General features: G+C 47.4%; 21 protein-coding genes and 1 pseudogene. 15 read left to right on the top strand and 7 right to left on the bottom strand.

Annotated elements, in window-relative coordinates; genetic code table 11:
* Window positions 1-8 precede the first annotated feature (8 nt).
* The 5 genes and pseudogenes from NG833_RS12570 to NG833_RS12550 all read left to right on the top strand — a co-directional run bounded on the left by NG833_RS12570 (window position 9) and on the right by NG833_RS12550 (window position 4,276).
* A complete protein-coding gene (locus tag NG833_RS12570) occupies window positions 9-344 on the top strand; it encodes a DUF6883 domain-containing protein (protein ID WP_254565631.1) in 336 nt (111 codons plus the stop codon).
* Entirely contained in the window at window positions 341-586 is a 246-nt protein-coding gene (locus tag NG833_RS12565) for a DUF4926 domain-containing protein (protein WP_254565630.1), read from the top strand. The genes NG833_RS12570 and NG833_RS12565 overlap by 4 nt, the downstream gene beginning before the upstream one ends.
* Before the next feature lie 205 nt (window positions 587-791).
* A complete protein-coding gene (locus NG833_RS12560) occupies window positions 792-1,388 on the top strand; it encodes a chromophore lyase CpcT/CpeT (RefSeq protein ID WP_254565629.1) in 597 nt (198 codons plus the stop codon).
* Between the two features lie 350 nt (window positions 1,389-1,738).
* Window positions 1,739-2,800 (top strand): annotated as a pseudogene (locus tag NG833_RS12555) (esterase-like activity of phytase family protein).
* Between the two features lie 249 nt (window positions 2,801-3,049).
* Window positions 3,050-4,276 carry a nucleotidyltransferase family protein gene (locus NG833_RS12550; protein WP_254565628.1) on the top strand — a complete coding sequence of 409 codons (1,227 nt, stop codon included), beginning with the start codon at window positions 3,050-3,052 and terminating at the stop codon, window positions 4,274-4,276.
* A gap of 2 nt (window positions 4,277-4,278) precedes the next feature.
* On the opposite strand, the gene NG833_RS12545 is transcribed toward NG833_RS12550, so the two are convergent.
* A complete protein-coding gene (locus NG833_RS12545) occupies window positions 4,279-6,117 on the bottom strand; it encodes an ABC transporter ATP-binding protein (protein WP_254565627.1) in 1,839 nt (612 codons plus the stop codon).
* A 34-nt stretch (window positions 6,118-6,151) separates the two neighbouring features.
* Window positions 6,152-6,814 (bottom strand): 2OG-Fe(II) oxygenase, encoded by a 663-nt coding sequence (locus tag NG833_RS12540; protein ID WP_254565626.1) that lies wholly within the window; start codon window positions 6,812-6,814, stop codon window positions 6,152-6,154.
* 38 nt (window positions 6,815-6,852) lie between these two features.
* On the opposite strand from NG833_RS12540, the gene NG833_RS12535 reads away from it, so the two are divergent.
* From NG833_RS12535 to NG833_RS12525, 3 genes are all read left to right on the top strand, one after another.
* Window positions 6,853-8,676 (top strand): asparagine synthase-related protein, encoded by a 1,824-nt coding sequence (locus NG833_RS12535; RefSeq protein ID WP_254565625.1) that lies wholly within the window; start codon window positions 6,853-6,855, stop codon window positions 8,674-8,676.
* A 66-nt stretch (window positions 8,677-8,742) separates the two neighbouring features.
* Window positions 8,743-8,907 carry a hypothetical protein gene (locus tag NG833_RS12530; protein ID WP_254565624.1) on the top strand — a complete coding sequence of 55 codons (165 nt, stop codon included), beginning with the start codon at window positions 8,743-8,745 and terminating at the stop codon, window positions 8,905-8,907.
* A gap of 208 nt (window positions 8,908-9,115) precedes the next feature.
* Complete coding sequence (locus tag NG833_RS12525) at window positions 9,116-10,135, top strand: serine/threonine protein kinase (protein WP_254565623.1); 1,020 nt, start codon at window positions 9,116-9,118, stop codon at window positions 10,133-10,135.
* A gap of 25 nt (window positions 10,136-10,160) precedes the next feature.
* On the opposite strand, the gene NG833_RS12520 is transcribed toward NG833_RS12525, so the two are convergent.
* Entirely contained in the window at window positions 10,161-10,727 is a 567-nt protein-coding gene (locus NG833_RS12520; protein ID WP_254565622.1) for a Uma2 family endonuclease, read from the bottom strand.
* 499 nt (window positions 10,728-11,226) lie between these two features.
* On the opposite strand from NG833_RS12520, the gene NG833_RS12515 reads away from it, so the two are divergent.
* The 5 genes from NG833_RS12515 (at window position 11,227) to NG833_RS12495 (ending at window position 15,537) form a co-directional block, all read left to right on the top strand.
* Entirely contained in the window at window positions 11,227-11,787 is a 561-nt protein-coding gene (locus NG833_RS12515; protein ID WP_254565621.1) for a Uma2 family endonuclease, read from the top strand.
* Between the two features lie 18 nt (window positions 11,788-11,805).
* Window positions 11,806-12,873, top strand: a complete 1,068-nt coding sequence (locus NG833_RS12510) for a hypothetical protein (RefSeq protein ID WP_254565620.1) — start codon at window positions 11,806-11,808, stop codon at window positions 12,871-12,873.
* Between the two features lie 9 nt (window positions 12,874-12,882).
* Window positions 12,883-13,647, top strand: a complete 765-nt coding sequence (locus NG833_RS12505; protein WP_254565619.1) for a cyclopropane-fatty-acyl-phospholipid synthase family protein — start codon at window positions 12,883-12,885, stop codon at window positions 13,645-13,647.
* Between the two features lie 312 nt (window positions 13,648-13,959).
* Complete coding sequence (locus NG833_RS12500; protein ID WP_254565618.1) at window positions 13,960-14,220, top strand: hypothetical protein; 261 nt, start codon at window positions 13,960-13,962, stop codon at window positions 14,218-14,220.
* A gap of 90 nt (window positions 14,221-14,310) precedes the next feature.
* Entirely contained in the window at window positions 14,311-15,537 is a 1,227-nt protein-coding gene (locus tag NG833_RS12495) for a cytochrome P450 (protein WP_254565617.1), read from the top strand.
* Here the strand turns inward: NG833_RS12495 and NG833_RS12490 are convergent.
* From NG833_RS12490 to NG833_RS12480, 3 genes are all read right to left on the bottom strand, one after another.
* Window positions 15,534-15,755 (bottom strand): Nif11-like leader peptide family natural product precursor, encoded by a 222-nt coding sequence (locus tag NG833_RS12490; protein WP_254565616.1) that lies wholly within the window; start codon window positions 15,753-15,755, stop codon window positions 15,534-15,536. The two genes, NG833_RS12495 and NG833_RS12490, sit on opposite strands and share 4 nt — an antisense overlap.
* 196 nt (window positions 15,756-15,951) lie before the next feature.
* Window positions 15,952-16,473: a lasso peptide biosynthesis B2 protein gene (locus NG833_RS12485; RefSeq protein WP_254565615.1), complete on the bottom strand. Its 522-nt coding sequence runs from the start codon at window positions 16,471-16,473 to the stop codon at window positions 15,952-15,954.
* The gene (locus NG833_RS12480) at window positions 16,445-16,732 is read right to left on the bottom strand and encodes a PqqD family protein (RefSeq protein WP_254565614.1); all 288 of its coding nucleotides are present in this window, start codon (window positions 16,730-16,732) and stop codon (window positions 16,445-16,447) included. The genes NG833_RS12485 and NG833_RS12480 overlap by 29 nt, the downstream gene beginning before the upstream one ends.
* A 145-nt stretch (window positions 16,733-16,877) precedes the next feature.
* Here NG833_RS12480 and NG833_RS12475 point away from each other — a divergent pair, with 145 nt between their 5' ends.
* Window positions 16,878-17,123, top strand: coding sequence for a DUF4926 domain-containing protein (locus tag NG833_RS12475; protein WP_254565613.1), 246 nt, complete (start codon window positions 16,878-16,880; stop codon window positions 17,121-17,123).
* A gap of 204 nt (window positions 17,124-17,327) precedes the next feature.
* On the opposite strand, the gene NG833_RS12470 is transcribed toward NG833_RS12475, so the two are convergent.
* Window positions 17,328-17,915: a class I SAM-dependent methyltransferase gene (locus NG833_RS12470; protein ID WP_254565612.1), complete on the bottom strand. Its 588-nt coding sequence runs from the start codon at window positions 17,913-17,915 to the stop codon at window positions 17,328-17,330.
* A gap of 283 nt (window positions 17,916-18,198) precedes the next feature.
* Here NG833_RS12470 and NG833_RS12465 point away from each other — a divergent pair, with 283 nt between their 5' ends.
* Entirely contained in the window at window positions 18,199-18,795 is a 597-nt protein-coding gene (locus tag NG833_RS12465; protein WP_254565611.1) for a chromophore lyase CpcT/CpeT, read from the top strand.
* Window positions 18,796-19,161 lie beyond the last annotated feature (366 nt).

The raw sequence follows: 19,161 nt of genomic DNA, 5'->3' as shown, positions 1-19,161 counted from the left end.
AAGATGATATGAAAATTCCAGACAATGCCATCATTCCTGATGCTAAACTGACCCGCTACTTGTTGGTGTTTCATGTTCGCAATGATAAATCCCAATTTTTAGCACGGGCAGGCTTTACGTTGGAAAACTCTGAGCGCTTGGATGCGGCCCTGCGTCAACTCATCGCTTCAAATGAAGCAATTTATGATCGCACTGATAAATACGGCACTTACTATCAAGTAAAAGGTGTGTTGCTCGGTGTCTATCCCGTTAACCTCGATATTGTTTCCGTTTGGTTATGCCGAAAAACAGACGGTCAATTTCAATTTATTACCCTCGTTCCTAATAAGGAGTTAACCTCATGAAACCTGAACTCTATCAAGAAATTGCTTTGAAACAAGACTGGGAAGAATTTAATCTACACCGGGGTGATATTGCGACATTAATTGATTATGTCCCTTCACCAACCGGGGGTGAAGATGGTGCGATTTTAGAGGTGTTTAATGCCCGGGGAGAATCGATCGCAGTCGTCACGGTTCCGGTTTCTAGTATTGAGATTCTACAGCCTGATGATTTACTGTCGGTTCGTCGGTTAGTCTGCGGGTAAAGTTGGGATAGGGCCGGGTTTTTATGAAGGGGGTGGGTTTGGTTATTTGTGGGGGGAGAACGACTGAAGTCGGGACTTTGAACGGGGGATAACGCCTGAAGGCGTTATTACGAACTGGGGAGAATGAGTGAAGGGGGGGCGCGGAACATTCGCTGCTGTCGTAAAATAGGCACAACTCTCCAGACTCTAAGAACGTAAAATTTCCATGACTCATTCCACTGATATTCTGACTTTGGCGCGTTGGATGGCCTCAGATTTTAGCAATTTTGACCAGGCGATCGAGAATCCGCCGTTTTTTGCCCATATTCGGGTCTGTATGCGGCCCCTGCCTTATGAGTTCCTGGATGGGGTCAGTCTCTATTTAGAGCAGGCTTATGATTATATGCTGAATCAGCCCTATCGCGTGCGGGTGTTGAAGTTGGTCCCCAAGGGCGATCGCATTGAAATCGAAAACTACAAGGTCCAGGATGAAGCCTCTTTCTACGGATCCGCCCGCGATCGCCAGCGTCTAGAAGCCCTCACCCCGGATATGTTGGAAAAAATTCCCGGTTCTACCTTTATCACCGAATGGACGGGATCCAGTTTCAAAGGTGAGGTGGAACCCGGTAAAGGTTGCATCGTTGTCCGCAAAGGCAGAACCACCTATCTCGATAGCACGTTTGAAATTGACGAAAACCTGTTTGTCAGTCACGATCGCGGTCTGGATCCAGAAACCGATGAGTTCGTCTGGGGTTCTGTGGCTGGCCCCTTCTTCTTCAACAAGCGCGTTGCCAGTTTTGCGGATGAAGTGGTGGGGAAGTAGGGAGCAGGGGGCAGGGGAGCAGGGGGCAGAGGAGCAGGGGGCAGAGGAGCAGGGGGGAATTTTTCCCACTTTGCCACTCTGCCATGAATGGGCTTGGAAACCAAGCCCCTACCTCCCCCTCACTTCTGTAAGGGCTTGGAAACCAAGCCCCTACCTCCCCCTCACTTCTCACCCCTCACCCCCACGATTTGCTAGATTGAAAACCGGATCGATTTTAGAGATTGAGTTGTGAAAGAGCGATCGTGAACTGGCCTAAATTTAAAATTTTCCCTGGATTGCTGGCGTTAGTATTGGTGTTATGCACCGTCTTGAGTGCCTGTACGATACCGCGAGTGCAGGCACAAGAGCGGATGTTTCTCGACTTGTCCTTACAATATGTGGACGAGTACGAATTGCCGAAGCGCAAGTATGAGGGAACGCCAGTGGGAGGACTTTCGGGGATAACCTACGATCGCCAGCGCGATCGCTTTTATGCCATCTCCGACGATCGCGGATATTAGGCCCCCGCCCGCTTCTATACGCTTAAACTGATTTTGGATTCTAACAGTTCCGGCACCCTCAACATCAAAAACGTCGAAATCGAAGCAGTGACAACCCTGAAGCGGGAAGATGGCACCCCATACGCGATCGGCGAAATCAATCCGGAAGGCATTGCCTTTGCTTCCCCCAACAGTCTCTACATCTCCAGCGAAGGGGTCTCGCGCAAAGGCATTCCGCCGTTTATCCACGAATTTGACTTGGAAACGGGCAGTTTCGTCAAAGCATTGCCGATTCCCAAACGTTACCTCCCCGACAGCGCCGACGGACAAACCTCGGGGGTACAGGATAATTTAGGGTTTGAATCCCTCACCCTAAATCCGAGGGGATTTGGCGATGCCAGCGTGGATCCCTATCGGTTGTTTACCGTCACCGAAGCGCCTTTGGTACAGGATCTCGATGAACCAGAGTCCGATCTGGCACCAAAAAACCGCTTACTGCATTATCTGGTTGCCGATGGTCCCGCGTTACTCATATCAGAAAATCTTTATCCTTTGGATGATAGCGCCCGGTGGAGTATTTACAACGGTTTGACCGAATTATTGGCATTAGAACAGGGAGGACATCTACTCAGTTTAGAGCGCAATTTGGGGTTTCTCGGTTTCGGCGCAAAACTGTTCGAGATAACCACAGGCAGTGCGACGGATACCTCCCGAATTGCTAGTTTAAAAGGAGAACTGACAAAGGTAGAACCGATTAAGAAACGGTTGCTATTAGATTTGAAAGATATTGGAATTCCATTGGACAATTTGGAGGCGATGACTCTGGGGGGTCGATTGCCCGATGGCAGTCAAAGTTTAATTTTGGTCAGCGACGATAATTTTAATTCGGATCAAGTGACGCAGTTTTTATTGTTTCGTTTGAATTTGAGTTGATACCACATCTGGCAACTAAGAAGCCTGTTAGGGAACTAGCCTGCGGAGGCAGGCTTTGTCCGTATAGCCGCACCCTTCCAGGGTGTCCGGTTTTTAAGACTTTGAGAACCGGAGTGCGTATGAGAGGGTGAAGGGGTAAAGTTTAAGAAGGCGATCGCATTTTTAACTCGGTCTGGAAAGCTAAACGACTATCGGCTATACTCCTGTTGATGACCTGAAAACCCTCTGCGATCGCTACTTACCGAATTTATGATTGCAAATCTAACCCAAAACACCGACGCTCCAATCTCCAGCCTTAACCAAAGTAACCGCGAAGCTGAATTACTTTTGTGCTGCATCCGCTATCACTTCGGTACCGCAACTTCCAGTGAAATCGCCCACCTGCTCCGTACCGAACTAGATTGGGATTATCTCATCCAAAAAGCAGCGGAGCATAATGTATTTCTGCTATTTTACCAAAGTCTGAAACAAACTCACCCGGAACTGATTCCTCCATCTATTGCTGCGCCACTTCAAATTCAAGCTCAAACCCGACTCGCTCGCAATTTATTTCTGACGAAAGAACTCTTTCAAATCCTCGATCTATTCGCCACCCATGATATTCAGGCAATTCCGTTTAAAGGATTAATTTGGGCGGCATTAGTTTATGGTAACATGGGAGTGCGAGAATTCTGCGATTTGGATATTCTGGTGCGTCCCGCCGATTTTTCCAAAGCCAAAGAGTTGCTGATGCAGCAGGGATACCACGATAAATATTTGGGCGCGAAAGAACCAGAAAACGCCCAAGTTCAAATGGTGCGACAGGATGGTAAGGTTAACATCGACCTGCATTTTGGTCTAATTTCCGAACAGTTTTATCGGCGGCTAGATACTGAATCTTTTTTTGAAGAATTGCAAACTATTTCTATTGCTGGAAAAACTGTGCTAACGTTTTCACCCGAAAATTCTGTAGCCCTGGGTTACTTGCATGGGATGAAAGACAGTTGGGGATTGTTGAAAAGGCTTTGCGATTTTGCGGCATTCATTCGCAAATATCCTGATGTGGATTGGCAGAATGTGATGGCGCGATGCGAAACGACTGAGAGCGATCGCAATTTTTTATTAGCCATTCTCATCACTCAAACTTACCTGCAAATTCCGTTACCAGAACAACTGTTAGAAAAGACCAAACAATTTTCCGAACTTTCAAAAATCGCCGAACAACACAAGCAGCTTTTTTATCGGGCAGAATTGGGTGCAAAATGTCATCTACTAGGCGGATTAAGACTGTTTCCGATGATGGAGATGGGTTTCTGGGGGAAAGCCCGATATTGTGCGGGTGTGGCTTTGAATGTCAATGAAAGAGATAAAGAAACGTTTGCTTTACCTAGATTTTTGTTTTTTGTTTACTATCCATTACGGATTATTCGGTTGCTTAAAACTTATAAAATTGGTAAAGAAAAACTCGCCTTTATCTGGAATTTTTTGAGCCGTTGAGATTATTGGTAATGTTTGGCTTGCATGGCAAACAATCGTGCGTAAGTCCCGCCGAGACTTAATAACTCTTCGTGGGATCCGCTTTCTACGATTTTGCCTTGTTCTAAGACAAAGATGCGATCGACCATCTTTACCGTTGACAGGCGATGGCTAATCAAAATTGCCGTTTTGCCTCGAATCAGTTGGCGAAATTGCTCGAAAACTTCCGATTCCGATCGCGCATCTAAAGCACTTGTGGGTTCGTCGAGAACCAGAATTTGAGCCGATCGCAAAAAAGCGCGGGCGATCGCTACTTTTTGCCACTCCCCCACACTCAATTCTTCCCCTTCGTCAAATTGCGTCCCTAACGTCGTCTCGTAGCCTTTTGGAAGTTTAGCGATCGCTTTATCTACTCCCGCTTTTTGCGCCGCTTTGATAATATCTTCTTCCTCAATCAAATTCCCAATATTTCCAAACCCAATATTCTCTCTCACCGTCAAATTGTAGCGCACGTAATCTTGAAACACCACACTAATTTCGCGTCGCCACTCTGTCGCATTTAATTCCCGCAAATCAATCCCATCAATTGCAATTCGTCCGCCCGTCGGATCGTAAAGCCGACATAATAATTTAATTAACGTAGTTTTACCCGCTCCATTTTCTCCTACTAACGCCACCGTTTCTCCCGCCGGAATCGTTAAATTAATCTCTTCCAGTAACGGACGACTGCTATGAGGATAGTGAAAAGAAACTCCTTCAAACCTCAAACCTACTGCAAATGGGTTGGGAACGGGATGAGGATGGGAAGGATTGGCAACTGTGGGTTTTAAGTCCAAAAATTCGTATAGATGAGACAAAAATAAACTATTTTCATACAAGCTGGCAAGACTGGAAAGCAGTTCTCGCAAACAAATTTGACCCCGTTGAAATCCCTGATAGTACATCACCAGTCCTCCTAATGTAATTTGACCCATCAAGGTTTGATAGGCAATAAAACCGCAAGCGGCAAAAACAGCAAAAGTGCTGCTGGATTGAGTGATTAATTCCGCCTGCGATCGCCATTTAGCCAGAGCCAATTTTTCCTGACGAATCGAGTCGCGCAGGTGGCGATAGCGCTGGCGAAATCCAAAACCCAAATCGAACAATCGCACTTCTTTGGCATAGGAATCATGGACGAGCATGAAATGAAAATAGTAAGCGATGCGCTCTTTGAGCGTCCAACCCCGTTGCTGACGATAGAGCTTGCCGGTATGGTTTAACCGGACGAATAAACCGGGAAGTGCTGCGGCTAATAATACTGCAGCGATCGCCCAATGGAGGGAGATTAACAAAGCTGCGATCGCTATCAGAGAAATGCCATTTTGTGCCAACTGCACCAAACTATTCAGGATGCGCTGAGGGCGATAAACCGCTTCTTGTTGGGCGCGATGCAGGGCATTATAAAACTGGGCATTTTCGTAATATTCCAAATCGAGTTCAATAGATTTAGCGTGCAAAATGTCATGGACAAAATCCGTAACAATTTGGGAGTGAGCCTCGCTTGCATATCCGGATAAAGAGCGCAGACAATCGGCAATCAGAGCGGTGAATCCGGCAAGAATGACCAGCAGCAGCACCTCGGAAAAAGCAGCAGAACCCGCGCCAATGCCTGCGGTGACGGCATCGACGATCCGTTTCATTAAATAGAGGGAGACTAAGGGTAAAATGCCTTGCACGATCGAGAGAATCGTCGTGATAGCGCTCCACAGGGGAGTGCTTTGCCAGACTAAACGAATGGCTCTTTTCAGGTTTTCTAGGAGTTGCAGTTTATTTTTGAGCTTGTTTTTCAAAGTTCGTAATGATTTGAGGGGCGATATTGACATAGAGAGCGATCGCACTCCTGGCAATCCGGTCAAGTTAGGAACCCTTCCCCTTTTCTGATTCCTCTTCTCCCAAGAACCAATTGACAATCGTCAACCGCTCTCCCGCTGTCACGGGCTTGACTTCATGCACTATAGCGCTGTCAAAAGCTATCAACAAGCCCCGTTGCCCATTGAGCGACAAACCCAACCGAGCGGCTTTCTCATCTTTTAATAAACCATAAAACATTAATGCCCCGCCCTCATAGGTCTCGATATTGGCAGAATCGCAATCTCCAGTCTGTCCTTCACCGTTGACAAAAATTATCGTAGAGACTCGTCGCCTTTGGTTCACATATTGGTAATCCTTCCCAAAATCCCGATCCTTGTGGGGGAGATAACAGCCACCTTTTCGGTAGAATAAAAAGTTAGGGCCTTGACAAGCGTCCAATTTCACCTTAAACTTTGCTTCCAATTGGTGCTTAATCGCTCCGAGTTTCTGGCCTACTGTTTCAACGATGGATGGGGACAATTTGGTTTGCTCAACCTTGCGAATGGTTTCATCCACTGCAGATTTTCCTTGGCCCAGGTGGATTTCGCCCGGTCGAAATTTCTTGGCTTGACGAGTCTCCGCTAAAATTTGCTGGCAAAGCTGGCGATCGAGGAAGTCTCGCATGACGAAGACCCCCAAACGCTCGAATAGGGTTAATTGGTCTAACATGGCATTTTTTAGGTTAACTTAAGCATCTTATTGATTTTATGAGCGGTTTTGTTGGAATTGTCAACGGCGACGGTCAACCCATTGACCCCACCCTGTTACAGCAAATGACCGAGTTGATGGCAACTGTCTGCCCCGACGCCCGGGATATCTGGAATGAGGGTCATGTGGGGTTCGGTCACGCCCTTTTGCGAACCACTTGGGAATCGGCAACGGAACGACAACCGCTCAGTTTTGAGGGGGAAGTTTGGATTGCTGGAGATATCCGCCTGGATCGACGCGACGAGTTAATCCACCAGCTACGGGGTCTGGGTCGCCATATCGAGGATCCCACGCCAGATGTTGACTTGGTGTTGCACGCCTACCACACTTGGGGAGAAGCCTGTCTGGAGTACCTGAGTGGGGATTTTGCCTTTGGGATTTGGGATAGCCCGCAGCAGCGCTTATTTTGCGCCCGAGACCAATTTGGGGTGGTGCCTTTTTACTACGCTCAAATTGGCAGCGGCTTGGTTTTTAGCAACCATCTCAACGGCTTGAGGTTGCACCCGGAGGTATCGGATAGGCTCAACGAAGGGGCGATCGGCGACTTCCTGCTGTTTAGCATGAATAGGGATGTCGCCACCACCACTTTTGCCGATATCCAAAAGTTGCCCCCCGCCCACAGTCTGACTTGGTGCGAAGGTCAGATGAGGATCCGGCATTATTGGCAGTTGCCGGAAGCGGTAGAATACCTGCGTTACCAAGACCCCTCGGAATATGTGGAGCAGTTTCGGGAGTTATTTGACCGGGCGGTTGCAGATAGACTGCGAACCAATAGTGCTGGCAGTCACTTAAGCGGGGGCATGGACTCCACCAGTATTGCCGCCACTGCCTATCAGTTAATGACGGCAACGGGTTCGCCGGTGGATTTTCGAGCTTACACGATTATCTACAAGCAGCTTTTGACCGACGACGAAGGAGACTATGCCACCCAAGTCGCGCAGATGGCGGGCTTCCCAATTGAATACCTAGTAGCCGAAGACTACATCCAGCAAGCCCCTCCAGAACGGCCAAAATATCTCTATCCCGAACCCCTCCTCATTCCCACCCAAATTGCTGAAGTAGAGATTAACCGGCGCATCGCTGGATACAGTCGAGTTCTGCTGGCTGGGTTTGGCGGCGATCCGGCATTTTATCCATCGCCGTCTTACTGGTATCAGTTGCTACAAAGCGGTCGGGTTGGGCATTTTATGCTGGATGCGTTGGGTTACATTCGCTCCTTTCGTCGCCTGCCGCGGTTGGGATTGCGGACTCAGTTGCGCCGTTGGCTTAAAGGAGGGCAGCAAGGCTCTCAAGATATCAATTTTCCCGATTGGTTTAACCCCGATTTCGCAGAACGAGCCAACTTGAAAGCGCGACTGGAAGAAATCTTGACCGCGACACCGCACACAGACCGCTACGGGATGACTTTTGCTCCCTTGTGGTCGAATATATTTGCTTGGTCGGATCCGGGCTTCACGGGTTTTCCCCTTAAAGTTCGCTTTCCGTTTTTCGATGTGCGCTTGGTGCTATACTTGCTGTCGGTGCCGCCCGTCCCCTGGTTTGAAAGTAAATTTTTGCTCAGGGAAGCGATGAAAGGCCGGTTGCCGGATGCGGTGTTACGGCGAGCTAAAACACCCCTGCGAGGATTTGCTCATTACAATTTAATGCAGCAGCGAGGGATTCAGCCTTGGATGGTAGAACTGGGAGCCACGCCAGCCCTCAGCGCTTATGTGGAGACTGAATCCCTGTTGCAAAAACTGCAAGCTTTGGGAGAACTCACCCCTGCCAGTTACAATCAGGCTATCCCACCCCTGCAACTGGCATACTGGCTGCACCACCAATAGCGTCCAGAAGTTCAGTTCAGTCCAGTTTTATCGTTGATTTGAAACCCCGATTTAGGAGAAAAAACCATGTCTAAAGCATCTACCAACAACATTAATTCTTCCAGCAAAAAAGCATACCACAGCCCTCAACTGCGAAAATTTGGCAATGTCAGCGAGCTGACGCTGACTGTTAATAACCCCTTCAACCCTAGTGATGGCGGGGGAGCATCTCCTAATATCTATGTTTCGTAATTAAAATGAGTTTTTCGCTCTCGTTCTGAAGCGAGAGCGGGTTTCATTCTTGACGTAGGTAGCCCTAATCTGTGATTCTCAAGCAGACACCGAATCCAGAAAATTCTGTAAATCGCCAAGATGAGACCCGCTATAAAAACAATTTTAAAGCGCATAAAGACTGGGAAATGAGGGGGTGCTAATCCCCTCTCAAACCTGAACTAGAGAAATGAGTAGTTTGGCTGGACTGAGTAAGCTTTATCAATACACAGCTTATGGCTTAACGCTAGAAGCGAACCACCCTCTACCGGGTTTGATGCCTGCCAAGGCTGATGCAACCGTGGATATTTGGGTGGAATTAAATGGAGTGTTTGAACTGCCGTCACCAGATGTAGAGGAGTTTTCCTCTGGAGTTAATTTAATCTCCAAAGAAGACGGGACTTATTTCCATCTCTGGTTTCGCGGGGACGGACAAATTGATTTCGAGATTGACTCTGAGGGCAGTCATATCTTCGTAAGTTGGGAGCGTTCGGTAATCGAAGAAATCACTGCCATGTTATTAGGGCCGGCTTTGGCTTGTGCTTTGCGATTGCGGGGTACGCTTTGCCTTCATGCTTGCGTGGTGGGAATCGGTGGGCAAGCGATCGCGATTGTGGGGGAGAGTGGAGCCGGTAAATCCACCACTGCAGCGACTCTGGCGAGTCGGGGATATGCGATTCTTTCTGATGATATTGCCGTTGTTTGCAGTCGCGCAGAGTATTTCTTCGTCCAACCGGGATATCCGCGCATCCGATTATGGCCTAAAACCATTAATGCTCTGTACGGATCGGAGTCGGATTTGCCGCGAGTGTTCAGCTTTTCCGAGAAACGCTTTGTGGATTTAAGGGATAATAGCGGTTCGACTGCGCTCAGTGCAAGCAGTACCCCCCGATGGCAGTTTCAAGGCGAACCTTTGCCTTTAGCCGCGATTTACGTTCTCGAACCCCGACAACCGGGGTTAGCCAAACCCACTGTAGAACCCATTCCCCCGGCAATGGCGGCTATGAGGTTGATGGCACAGCGATCGGTAAGCTTTTTCAACTTAGATATGGATAAGCAAGCGCGAGAGTTTGCCGCTTTGAGTCGCGTTGCTACGACAGTACCAGTGCGAAAAATAACTCGCAGCGATAGTTTGGAGGCATTACCCCAACTGTGCGATGCGATCGTGAAAGATGTAGCCGGTATCGTCAGTTCGGCATTGCTTCGTTAAAGCGGTAGGGGAATGCTAATTTGGTTTAATTCCTCGTCATTTTCAGCCACTCAAAAATCCCATCCACCGTTAGCTCTAAATCAATAGACTCTAGAACGGGTGGCCGATCGCTACCTCGCAAAAGTAATGGTGGGAGTTCTGGGCGGAAAACTAAAATAGAGCGATCGGCTGGATCGATTAACCACCCTAACTGACAACCATTCTCCAAGCAATAGAGAAGATTGCCAATCACCCGATTTGAACTTTGTTCCGGTGAGAGAATTTCAATGGCCCAATCCGGGGAGAATAAAAAGTCATTGGGAACTTCCCCGTCAGCATCAAATGGGATTCTCGACCAGAAAAAAACAGCGATATCGGGGACAATAGAGCGGATGCCAAAACTACAGCGTAATTCGGGAAAAGCACAAGCAATTTGCGGGGGTTCGGCGATGAGATTAATACTGTTACAAAGCCTAAGTTGCAATCGGCTATGCTTTCCTTTTGGCATTGGTTTTTGTACGATATCGCCGTTAATATATTCGCTCGCAGGTTTGGTCTCTGGAAGCTTCAAAAATTCTTCAATCGTCAAGGATTGAGTAATGCTGCTGGTCACTGAGCTTTAAATCCTCAATTTATTTAAGTAGATGGACATAATTAAAATGCGATACCGACCTCTCCCCAAACCCCTCCCCTAAAAGGGGAGGGGCTTTGATACTCCCCCTTCCCTTTTAGGGAAGGGGGCTGGGGGGTTAGGTCTCATGTTGACTTTATTTACGTTCACCTACTTACAACGTTTTCAGCTATGATGTTTATACCATTTTTCTATAAAAATTTTAGATTTGGGATCCCCCCCAGCCCCCCTTAAAAAAGGGGGAGCAGGAAGGAGCCATAACACGAATGCATGAAAAATGGTATTATATCCCTCTATTCTAGCACTTTTTTGGCGGAGGCGGGGCGATTTTCAGAAGCACAGAGGCTTGGCAAAGCGATCGGCTTGACTCGACTATGGGTGTAGGCTGTAGGGACTGTTGGTGTTTGGCGCTACCCAGAAATGGGGGAGCTTTGCTGACGCCCTTGCCATATTTTCAGTTGCGAAAAAAACGGAGGAATTGATGGCTGTCATATCCCCAAAAATTGCCCATTTCACTGTGGAAGAATACCATCAAATGGTAGAATGCGGCATTCTGAAAGAACGTCGCCTCGAATTGATAGACGGACTCATCTTAGAAATATCTCCTGAAGGCACAGAACACGCTTATTTTGAAGAAAATTTGGCAAAAATACTGGAACGGTTAACCGTCGGACGGGCGTATGTCCGAGAAAATAAACCGATCGCACTATCTAACTCCGAACCAGAACCGGATATCGTGGTTGCCAAACTCCCGCGATCGCAATACATCGACCATCACCCCTTTCCTGAAAATATCGAACTTCTCGTTGAAGTGTCCAAAGCCACTCGCAGTTACGATATTTCAACCAAAAAAGCACTCTATTCTCAAGAAAAAATACCGGAATACTGGGTTGTGGATATTAACGCTCGAAAATTAATCGTTTATCGTTTTCCTGAAGCCGAAGACTATCGACAACAGCGCGAGTTTTCCGCGTCAGAAACCGTTTCTCCTTTAGCCTTTTCCGATATTTCAATTCCCGTGTCGGACATTTTTGCTATTTGAGGGAAAAAATCGACACTGATGCTCATTTCACCCCTCACTGAATCCCTGGATGTCCTGTTGCCGAATCTGATGCCAACATTGGTTGGATCCGATGCAGTTTTGGCTTTAAAATCCTTGGCAGGCAATCTTGCGCCCATTCTGCGGGGTGGGTTTGAATGTCGCCTCAATCCTAATGCCCCCCAAGTGGATTTGCAGCAGTGCATTGTTCGGGAAGAAAGAGAGTTGGCGTTATTGCGAGAATTTGTGGCTGCTGCTATTGCCAATAAGGGCATTTCTGTGGATTCTGGTTGGGGGAAATTGCAGGATTTTTTGGAATCGTGGCAATCCAGTATTGAGGCGATTCCGGAAATTTGGCTGGAGTTTGATGTTAAAAATTGCTCAAATTTTCTGCCCCTACCGGCGATTTTCTTCGGGTTGCCGCAAGAGGTATCGCCTGCGGTTTCCACCTATCCAATTGCCCAAAAATCTCTCGATTTACTCCTGGGTAAAGCGGGTTGGCGCGAGTGGCAAGACAATCTCGATCGCTGCTTTAGTGCTTGTCCGGAAAGCGTGTTTGTCAGTCACATCGGCGCAATGCTTTCCCGAAATTTTCCGGCGTTGCGCGTTAATGTCAAACGCTTGCCACCGGATGGGTTAATTCCCTATTTGCAAGCGGTGGGTTGGCAGGGGGAAACGACGGAACTGGAAGCGTTGATGAGGCAGTTGTTTGCGCTGTGCGATCGCATCACGGTTTGTCTGGATGTGGGAAATAAAATTTATCCCCAAATAGGCTTAGAATGTATTTTTTTCAAACAACCCCCAAGCGAACCTCGCTGGTCTATTTTACTGGATTATTTGGTAGAATTAGGACTGTGCGAACGGGAAAAAAGAGAAGCATTATTAAACTGGCCCGGTCAAAGCCATCCAACGAATTCACCAGCAGTGTGGCCGAGGGATTTAATTGCGGCTTCGCTTTTGCAGCAGAGGGAACGGTTTACGGTTTTCGATCGCCGGTTGAGTCACATTAAAATCAGTTGGCGATCGCCTTGTAACCTAGAGGCTAAAGCTTATCTGTGGTTTGAACATCAGTGGTTATCTGTAAAATAGGAAGAAACAATGACCCAGCGGTTTGAGGAAAACGCAGATTTAGATAACTTTTATTCTACCGAATCCCTTGAAGAATGGCAACAGATTATCGGTGCAAACTTGCATTACCATTTTGGGTATTTTCGGGGTTCGGAAGATTTAGAAACAGGGTTAAAGCAAACCGTGAGAAATTTTTATCCTTATATTCCTCGGGGTTCGCAAGTTTTGGATATCGGCTGCGGTTGGGGAGGTCCAGGGAAAATGCTCGTTGAGGAGTGCGGTTGTGCGGTAGAAGGAATTACGATTAGTACAAAACAAGCCACATATTGTCAAAGCATCGGCCTAAACGTTCGCTGTCAAGATGTGGAACACGATGAAATTAACGAAAATTACGATATCCTGTTTCTGCTAGAATTTCTCTCTCATATTCGAGAAAAAGCGGATTTGCTGAGTCGCCTTCGCCCCTTGGCAACCCGCCTGATTCTCTCAGTCAACTGTGTGGCAGACAATTACTGGGGAGAACGAATTACGTTTGGTAAATCGATGGAATTTTGCACCGTTTCGGAACTCATTTATCATGTAGAGTCAGCGGGTTGGAAAATTAAATGGATGCAAGATCGGCGATTTTATTCTCTGCGAACGTTCCCTCTGTGGAAGGAAAATCTCGATCGCATTTATGGCGATCGGCAACCTCCCGGACAATTGGGAATCCTTCGCTCTCATATCGATGCCGCGTTGCGAGATCCAGTGAAGTGGTCTCTGTCTTTTCCTTTAATCGATATTGTGGCAGATTGACAAACCCAGGCTAAGAGAAGTAGGGATTCTGGGCTAAAATAAAAGTGGGGGATCTGGTGAAAAACCATTGCAGGGTTGCCTTTAAAAGAGGACGGACTTTACACTCAGATGTCAACTCAGACGGGCTGTTCCAGTTACAGCTTCCTGACGACTTCAAAAATCATAAGGTTACAGTGACCATTCAACCGGAATTTGCCGTCATATTTCTGCGCTAAAATAGCAGAAGCAAATTTAGGGAGAGACCTTTATAGAAAACCTTTAGAAAAAATGCCCAAATAATGTGCTATTTTAGAAGCAAAGATTGGTAAAATTATGAATATCAAAGAACAACTCATTCACGAAATTGAGGATGCTCCAGAAGAGATCGCCGTGCAGTTACTCAACTTTCTGCATCGGCTCCAATCTCAGGAGGGGGTCTCACCACCAGCTACCGAGGCAGATGAAAGTCTCTTTGTTTGTATTGATGGTTTTATAGTCCTCAAAACCCCAGAACCATTGCCTAATGTGGATTGGGTCTCGTTAAATCGAGAGGAAAGAATCAACGATCTAATGAATTATGAAAGTAATGTTTGACACGAACATTGTTGTAGCAGCAATTGGGAGATCCGATCGCTAGTTTAGTGCAAGAACCTTCTGCCTAAGAGTCAAAACAATAAAAACAAGATGGTGCCTTTACCCTTCGATCCGCGATCGCCCGAGTTTCGCGCCAACCCCTACCCTACTTATCGCTATCTGCAAACTCACCACCCGATTTACTATCGAGCGGAACGAAAAGATTGGCTGCTAACCCGCTACGCTGATATTGTAGAAGTCCTGCAAAATCCAAGCTTTGGTCGATCGCCGGAAGAACAGGCAAACAGACAAAGCGCAAAACAAGCACCAGCCAACCGATTTTTGGAGCTGCGTCAGGAAAGTCAAAAACTGATGAAGCTGTGGTTATTGCTGCGAAATCCACCGGCTCATACGCGAATCCGTCACTTGTTGCATCATGCCTTCACTCAATCGCGAATTCAAGCGTTGCGATCGCGCCTTCAGACTCAGGTCGATCGCCTCATCGATCGCGTCAAAAATCGGCGCAAAATGGATATTATTCAAGATTTCGCTTATCCCCTCACCCTCCAGTCAAATTGCGAAGTATTGGGAATTCCAGAATCAGAATGGCATCCCCACTTTCAGCAGCGATCGCAGGATTTGTCCTTAACCCTGGATTTGGATGCGACTGCGATCGCGAACGAGCGAGGGTTGCTGGCGATCGCCGCTTTCGCTGATTACTTCCGCAGTTTAGTTGCCAATTGGCACAGCTACTCCCTTCCTCATAATACCGCGATCGGTACCTTAATTCAAGCCCAAGCTGAAGGCAAATTAAGCGAACGAGAACTCATTGCAAATTGCATCCTGCTATTTCATGCCGGACAATCTACCACGAAGGATTTGATTGCCAACGCCATCCTGGTACTGCTGCGCCATCCAGAGCAGCTTCACCTATTACAAACAGACCCTTCTTTGATTGAAATGACTATCTCTGAAGTCCTACGCTATCAGAGTCCGCTGCAATCTATGTCGCGCACAGCACTGTCCGATATCCAACTCTCCAATCAAACCATCGATTGCGGTCAAATTCTCCATTGTATTATCGCTGCTGGCAATCGAGATCCCGCTAAATTCCCCGACCCCGATCGGTTTGATATTAAACGCAAACCCAATCCCTACCTTTCCTTTGGTCACGGAATTCATACCTGTATTGGGATGCACTTAGCTAAATTAGTGGCAGAAATTGCGGTGGGTACGCTGGTGCGCCGTTTGCCCGAATTATCCTTAGCAACTGACTGTCTGGAATGGGAGGAAACTTTTCTCGTTATCGGGTTAAAATCTTTGCCAGTTGTCTTTTAATCTTTCTCTCCCGACTGATAAAGCAACCAACGCATCCCCCAGTCATGTTTGTGTGCGGCTTCGAGTTCTTCAACGGTGAAAATTAGACCGAGTTCAGCCCCCAGTTTGACAAAGCTTTCTAAATCAGGGGTTGAATTCTGGGATAAAAGTCGAGTTTTTAACCCATCATCGTTACGCAGTTTTTGGATAAATTGGAACGCAGTTTGTACGGACATCATCCCATTTTTCCTTTTAGGGAACTCCAAAAAATAAAATATCCAAAAAACCCTCACCCTCAAGGGTGGGGCTACACGGACGAAGCCCGCCTGCGCGGGCTAGGAGAGTCTTTTTAGGTAATTAACCATCGGATTGGGGTGATTTATTTGTTGGAATACCCTTAGAGGCAACAAGTCAAGGCTCCCCCCCAACTCCCCCTTAAAAAGGGGGAGAATTCTCTAAGCCCCCCTTTTTAAGGCGGGTTGGGGGGATCGGCAATGCGTCAATGGGGCGATCGAAGGTGGCAAAGCGATCGCGCACGTTCCCCGTATCATTCAGCACGAATCCTTCACATTCCACCCAAGCGTGTGCCTCAAATTTTCCCTCCTCCCGTCGCACTCCAATCCGCAACTCGCTATCAATTCCTTTGTGACGTAACAACCCCCACAACACGAGGGATTTTTTCAGGCAATTCGCCCAAGGTTGGCAGTATCTCGCGGCTAAGCGCACCATGGGAGTTGTCTGCACAATTTTAGCAGTTTTCTCTTCATTAGAAAGGGGAAATTTAGAGAGCGATCGCTTTCTAGCTAAAGCCGCTTGCGTCTGCTTCAATCCCCTCAATTTTAACGAAATTGCCACGAAAAAAAGCAACACAAAGGCTTGCAATAATAGCCAGCGATCGCACTCCTCCAACCTCCAAAAACTGCGAGATTTACGAATCGCTAATTTCAACCAGTTCATTGGCTAATAATTCTTGAATCAGATTTTCCACATCTTGCCGTAACTGTTCCGGTTCTACGTCATACTCCTCTCGCAAAGCAGCGATCGCACTCTGAATCGAATCTTTTGCCGTCAGGGTTTGCCAGATGCGAGTACCGACATCATCCAAGCCAAAATACTGTTCGGTTTGCAAGTCCAGCAAAACCGACTCTCCGGCTAAATCTTGAGCGATTACTGTGGGTCTAGCCGATATTTTTTGATTCAATGAAATTTGCGACATTTTTTTACTCGCGATTTATTTTTATGTTGTTATCATAATTTAAGCTGGTTGTCAATAGACTGGCATAGCAAAGAATGGGAAACGGGAGAAAATCGCTCCTCGATCCTTCATCCTTGCCCGTGCATAAGTTCTCTGAAATAACCCCATGAAACCCGAACTCTATCAAGAAATTGCCCTGAAGCAAGACTGTCTCGAATTCAACCTTCAGCGGGGCGATATTGCCACGTTAATTGATTATGTACCCTCACCGACTGGCGGCGAAGAGGGCGCTATTTTAGAAGTGTTTAATGCCCGGGGAGAATCTGTTGCTGCGGTCACCGTTCCGGTTTCGAGTATTGAAAGTCTACAACCGAACGATTTGCTGTCAGTTCGTCGGTTAGTCACTCAGTAAGGGTCATTTGTTGTTAGGAGTACCTACCTCACTGGTAGGGTGGGCAATTCATTGCCCACCCTACGCGTAGCTGGCATAGCAGAGAATGGGAAAGATGATGGTTGATGGTTGTCCCTAGTCATTTGTCCCTAGTCCCTAGACAAATGACAAGTGACAAATGACAAATGACTGTTGCCTATTCCCTATTCCGAAATTCCCTAGTTGTTAGACTTTTTCGATATAGATCATTCGAGTCTGGATGGTAATTCCTGTGGTCGGGGAAGTCCACCCCTGAATAAAATAATCTTCTTTGGCGTGGGGAAAGCTGAGTTGCGAATGGTCGTAAACTGGCACGACAAAATTGCGTTTGTACTCTTCTGTAATCTCGTCGATACTCAAAAGAATTGACTGGCGGGCAATCCGTTCTATATGGGCGAGAACCGGCTGTATATCTTTAACGCACAGCAAAGAACTTAAAGCGATCGCGAAGTCGTATGAACGATCTGGAAGTTTGGCAAGTGCTTGTTCAACGGGTTCGTGAATGATGGTATAGCCTCGCTGAGCGGCCATATCCAGCATTTTTTGGGAAACGTCAATTCCCGTATAGTCAAATTCTCCCGGAAGTAAATCTTTTAACAAACCCGTTCCACAGCCAATATCTAGAATGCTACCCTTCGTCGAGCGAACGTATTTTTTAAAATTTTTAACCCCTTCATCAAGGTGGCGATCGTCAATTTTAGGAGATCTTAAAGCCTCGTCGTAGGTGGACGCAAAGCGATCGTAAAACTCGCTCGCGGAGGTTTTATTAGTCATTTTTATTCAGGCCACATTTAAGCTGCGATCGCAATATACAGACAAGCGAGACAATTATCAAGCAGGAGTGTTCGATTTTCGGCTCCAAGACAAGCCGATCTCCACTCTGATTCACCTACAAGCTGAGGTGAAGGCGATCGCAGAAGAATTGTCACAGTGAGGAGTGAGGAGTCCCCTGTGGGGGCTTGGAGACCGAGCTACCTACCGAGCTTCATCCTTCCCCGTTTCCCCCGAGTAGCGTAAAATGATTCCAACCCTCCACAGTCTACTCTGTAACATTCCCATGACTGATTCCACTGATATTCTGACTTTGGCGCGTTGGATGGCGTCAGATTTTAGCAATTTTGACCAGGCGATCGAGAATCCGCCGTTTTTTGCCCATATTCGGGTCTGTATGCGGCCCCTGCCTTATGAGTTCCTGGATGGGGTCAGTCTCTATTTAGAGCAGGCTTATGATTATATGCTGGATCAGCCCTATCGCGTGCGGGTGTTGAAGTTGGTCCCGAAGGGCGATCGCATTGAAATCGAAAACTACAAAGTCCAGGATGAGGCATCTTTCTATGGTGCCGCCCGCGATCGCCTGCTTCTGCAATCCCTCACCCCAGACAAGCTCGAAAAAATTCCCGGGTCCAGTTTCATCACCGAATGGTCTGGCTCCAGTTTCAAGGGCGAAGTCGAACCGGGCAAAAATTGCATTGTGGTTCGCAAGGGTCGCACCACTTATCTGGATAGCAACTTTGAAATTGATGAAAATGTCTTTATCAGTCACGATCGCGGACTGGACCCCGATACCGATGAGATGGTTTGGGGTTCGGTTGCCGGTCCTTTTGTGTTTAACAAGCGGCTGGCGAGTTTTGCGGATGAGGTGGTTGTGAATTGAGATTGGGGAAGGGAACCTCTTACAAGAGTAGCTTTTCATTCAAGGGAATTGACCTCAGATTTAAGTACACCTCCGGTCCCCTCCCCTTGGCAAGGGGAGGGTTAGGGTGGGGTCCTCTTTGAAACGCGATCGCGTGTCAAGAGGAATGAGTGGGTGGTGAGTTCACGCGATCGCCCTTGCGCGTAGAAAGACGTTTTCCCAGCCTCCATACAGGCGCTTAAATTGTTAAGGGGATTGCAAAATATAAATCCTCCAAACGTTGAACGGGAAGGAAGGTGTAGGGGCGCAATGCGCAGGCCCCAGGGCGTATGCAATACGCCCCTACATTGACGGGGCTACTCCGTTGATCCATCACTACGAACGAAC

It is taken from the genome of Oscillatoria sp. HE19RPO, assembly GCF_024220515.1.
Taxonomy (GTDB): Bacteria; Cyanobacteriota; Cyanobacteriia; order Cyanobacteriales; family Laspinemataceae; genus Laspinema.
Note: the sequence above shows the minus strand (reverse complement) of the source record. Positions and strands in the feature narration are given on the sequence as shown.